Consider the following 4,769-nt stretch of genomic DNA (forward strand, 5'->3'; position numbering starts at 1 on the left):
CGGATTTGCGGTTTCCTGAGTCCGGACAGCATGGACACGGAAGCCGGATTATTCAAATCTGCGGGGACTTTTTATACTTTTTGTGCTACTAATGTAACAACATTTGTATTTAGATCAGTGACACCATTTTCGCGAGGAATATTATATTGTTGTGCTGATACATTATATTTAACAAAATTCCAGCTTTGAAAAATATCTTCCAATATTTTTTTTAATTTTGTGGTCGAGATGTTAATTTCAAATTGAGGATCAATAAAACTTTCATCTTCAATACGCTTCTCTGTAATTTCTGAGTTTATTATGAGGCATATAAATCCATTAATACATACACCTTCCTTTATTTCTTTGAGCTTATTTAAAAAGGCCTGTTCATTATTAATATGTTCTAATACAGAGATAGCTATAATTAAATTGTAACTATTAGGAGATATTAAAAACTCTTCAATTGGCATTACAATACCATTAATAGATTGTTTTACATTGTACTGAGCACTATATTCATATAATTTATCGATGGCCAAATCTAGTATATCAACACAGTCAATTTTACAGTCAATATTAGAGAAATTTTGAGCTATGGGAATACAATTTCTTCCCACCCCGCAACCTAAATCAAGGATGCAGAGTTTTTGAAAGCCATTAAAAAGGGGAATTAAATTAATTATTGTTTTTATCGGTTTCTCTAACCATGTTCCAGGATCATACAATTTTGTCGTATTATATAATAGCGAATGTGATATTTTTTCTGCATTTCTAATATCTAGTATTCTCTTATCAAGTGTTTCTTTTTGCATTTGTTTACCTCCCTGATATATTGAACGACTACTACCACTTACAAACTGTTGAATTAATTAAGGGTATCTTTTTATAGTCTATAATAATGTATTATTCTTATGTTGTAAAGATGATTATTCCACTCGATTCGTACCACGAATCGTATTTTTAGATACTGCCAATCCGCAGTAATCGTACTGGCAGCACGCTGGTCAGTACCGCTCTGCAGAGCGGTACCAAACACTATTATTTTTTATTCATGTATATTTACTGCTTTAACCTGACGCATGTTGAGATCGCCGGAATAAATCTTGATCGAATTATTCACGATGCGGTCAATGATGGCATCTGCATGGATGCCTCCGCCTAAGCGTACGTGCCAATCCTCGATGCGGTACTGTGTACAGAAGACGGTGCTTTTGTCAGTATACCGGCGTTCAATCAGTTCAAATAGAAAGTGTTCCTGCTGGCGTGAAAGGTCATCAACTAACCATTCATCCAAAATCAGGAGTGTATAGTTTTCAAATTTCTTGATCAGCTTTGACACTCCGGTAACTGTAGTTGCAGCTTCATCATGCATCTGCATCAGATCAGACATCCGGATATATCTTGTCCGGTATCCCTGACGGCAGGCTGCTTTACCGATGGCGCAACCCAGATATGACTTGCCGGAACCGGTAAATCCGTCAATTATGATATTTGTGCAGGTATTTATAAACTGACAACTGGCAACGCTTAAGACTTTGTTGCGGTCCAGATGCCTGTCAGTGTAGTAAATGTCATCTACATTTGCCTGTGGAAAACGGAACTTTGCCACTTTTATAAGACGTTTTACCTTGTTTGTATATTTTTCCTGATATGTATAGTCAACAAGCAGCTGGAATCTTTCTTCAAAAGAAAGGGTAAGGCAGCTCTGCTGGTTGGATTGTATTTCCAAAGCATGTATCATTTCGTCAAGACTGAGTTCTTCCAGTTTGCGTCGTGTTTCATCATTTATCATCATCATAACCTCCATAATAAGCGGCGCCACGGACATACCCACGGACGTTACTGTTCTTTTGACGGGTTTCGGCTTCTTCCTTTCCGGCAAGATAAATCTTATCTTGATTCCCAGAAAGAATCGCTTTAAGATGATGATAACGGGGTATCCGTATACTGGCGAGAGCGATTTCACATGCGATTTCCAGACGCTCTTCGGAATACGTCTTTGCTAGATGTAAAACCGACAGGGCTGAGTTATAGCCCTGTTCTTTTATGTTTACACTGCGGAAAATACGATCGATTACCTCGGCAGTATTTTCTCCTATGGAAGCGGCCCATCGTTTGATGCGGCCTTCGTCCATCTCAGGCTGGTTGTATTCGTCTGGCATATCTTCCTTATGGGTGCTCCATCCGTTGCTCCGATACTCGGGGAACTTAGGGTGGGTGGCGATACGCTCGTGATTATAATAGATTTCAAGAAGCGTATCGGCAGTCTTTACACTCACTTCCCTGCCACGGTAATGGAACGGGCAGGAATAATGGTTTTTCTGGAACACGATATGGCAGTCAGGATAAACTTTTACACCATGTTTCCACTCACAGATTTCGTATGGCAATACCGGTAAATCATGAAGGTAAGGCTTTTCCTCTAAATACACCAGATAGCGACTGCCGTCTCGCTTTTGGAATGGAGCTTCGTTAAAGGCTGTCAGTGCCTGACGTACAGCGATTTTTAATTCACCAAAAGAATGAAACTCTTCCTTTCTCAGTTTTGCGATAATCGCTGTGGCAATCTGACCAACAGTCCCTTCTACGGAAGCTTTTTGCTTAGGTTTGCGGACTCCGGTGGGCATGATAGCAGTACAATAATGATTTCCGAGTTCTTCATAAGCATTGTTAAGGATGATGTCTCCTTCTTTTGGGTGTTTAATAACCCTTACTTTCAAGTTGTTACAAACAGTCCTTACAGGCACGCCATCGAAGAACTGATACATGTTGATATGGCATCTGAGCCACGTATTCTGTTTCATATCAAGACAGGGTTCAACATACGAATACTGACTGTACGGAAGGGTTGCGACAAAGAGATATACCTTTACAATCTCTCCAGTGTTGGAATCCACATACTTCATGGTAGGACCACTCCAGTCAACTTCGCAGCGGATGCCGGGTTTGTGGATGAGATGATTGGTAAGAGCCTGCCTCTCAACATATTTACCATAATCCTCGCAGTATTTGGAGTATCCGACAGGCATGCAGCCTTTTGCCTGGCAGTCAGCCTTATACTCTTTCCAGAGAAGCTTCAGCGTGACGCCTACTTTCTTCAGTTCAGAGTGAACCTGGTCATATACCGGTAATTCATAAAGCCCGCTCAGATCCGTATACTTATCAGGAAAGAACATCTGATATACTTCATCTTCTGATAGTTCTTTCACATCTGCATAGCGGATCCTCTTTTCGTCAGCGATTTTGCATACCTCGCTGACAGAAGACTTGGACATGTTTCGAGTTGCAGCAATACTGTTCTGAGACATGTGAGCGTCCCGCAGTTCCAAAATCAGTTTGACTTTGATCTTATTTGCCATGATGATGGCCTCCTTTATCTTAGATTTGAACCGGATGGTTCTACTTATAAGATAAAAGAAAACGGTATCATTGTCATGGATTGGCGGTACGATTGCGGTGGATTAAGATATCAAAGAACCGGTACTACTGTTATGGACGGGTGGTATCAATGCGCGGATTGGTAGTACGCCACGCGCGGAATATTCAGTAAAGATAATTGATGAAAATGTCAAAATTGAAAATTTAGCTCTTTTTATATCTTAAATTACTATGTATAGTCTTGTTATTAATTATGGACTGGCAGGCAATGGTGAAAAATAAGGAATTCAGGTAGAATGAGTTTGTAGCACATCAAAAATATTTAAATTCACCATTATGATGTGAACTCTTTGGCTCTATAATTTAGAGTATTGAACCTTGACAATAGAATATCGGCACGGTGGAAGATTATTGAGTTTTATGTGTCATAAATGACATTTTGTAAAATCTTCCTTAGAGAATACCAAAACATTTTGGACATGTTATAGAACATGAAGGAGAGTAATTAGCTATGCCATGATATACCTGCCTTATTGGTGAATGCTAGGAATCGTAATAGAAGAAGTAAAGGTATGAGCAGCGCTTATCCATGAATTATATGACCAATAATTTAAAAGCCAAAATGATAATGATACCTTCGTAATATAGAATCACGATCCGGGTAGCGCCGGGGGCATGAGTAGTGAGAAAGGGTGCTATAAAGTGTCAGGCAAGTTGTGGTTAAACTGGTTCTACGTGTTCCCATGGTACAAGGGGTGAGATAATATACAGCCGCATCATTGTTTTGATGCGGTGTACCACTAAAAAATTAGAGTTATGTGGCAGTTCTTATTGCCATATAATTGTGATTTTTTGATTAAATAAATGTCTTAATTTTTTTTGGTTCTTACTTGACACAGGCAGGTAAAAGTACAACAATAAAGATTTTAACTGGAATACTTTCTCCGACAGCAGGGAGCGTTAGTGTGCTGGGCTTTGAACCCAAAAGGGACAGAGTTCAACTTATGAAAAAAATTGGAATCCTTTTTGGGCAGAGAACGGAACTTTGGTGGGATCATCCCGTAATTACCAGTTATTTGTGGAAGAAAGATGTTTGGAGGATACCGGATGAAATCTTCAATAAAAACTTAAATCTTGTAATTGAATTGTTAGATTTACACGATATAATTAACACTTTTGCAAGAGAATTGAGTCTTGGACAACGATTGAGAGCAGATATTGGGATGCTGCTACTTCACAATCCTGAAGTTATTTTTTTGGATGAACCGACGCTCGGCTTGGATGTGCTTGGCAAGAAAAAGGTCATTTCTTTTTTAAAACAGATTAATAAAGAACAAGGAACAACTATTGTAGTCACTAGTGTGCTGTATCGTTGATATTTAACATTACTACTGCATCTTATTCAGATG

Annotated in this window: 4 protein-coding genes; 1 reads left to right on the plus strand and 3 read right to left on the minus strand. The window is 39.0% G+C overall.

The features are described from left to right. Nucleotides 1-71: 71 nt before the first annotated feature. The 3 genes from ACLRYO_RS09455 to istA form a co-directional block, all read right to left on the minus strand. Entirely contained in the window at nt 72-794 is a 723-nt protein-coding gene (locus ACLRYO_RS09455; protein ID WP_272108424.1) for a class I SAM-dependent methyltransferase, read from the minus strand. Nucleotides 795-1,027: 233 nt separating this feature from the next. Beyond that, complete coding sequence (locus ACLRYO_RS09460; RefSeq protein ID WP_413084860.1) at nt 1,028-1,777, minus strand: ATP-binding protein; 750 nt, start codon at nt 1,775-1,777, stop codon at nt 1,028-1,030. Next, nucleotides 1,764-3,341, minus strand: coding sequence for an IS21 family transposase (istA, locus tag ACLRYO_RS09465; protein WP_272108426.1), 1,578 nt, complete (start codon nt 3,339-3,341; stop codon nt 1,764-1,766). The genes ACLRYO_RS09460 and istA overlap by 14 nt, the downstream gene beginning before the upstream one ends. Before the next feature lie 909 nt (nt 3,342-4,250). On the opposite strand from istA, the gene ACLRYO_RS09470 reads away from it, so the two are divergent. Then, nucleotides 4,251-4,736: an ATP-binding cassette domain-containing protein gene (locus ACLRYO_RS09470; protein WP_243039672.1), complete on the plus strand. Its 486-nt coding sequence runs from the start codon at nt 4,251-4,253 to the stop codon at nt 4,734-4,736. Nucleotides 4,737-4,769 lie beyond the last annotated feature (33 nt).

Source organism: Veillonella parvula (genome assembly GCF_047241225.1).
Lineage (GTDB): Bacteria > Bacillota > Negativicutes > Veillonellales > Veillonellaceae > Veillonella > Veillonella parvula_O.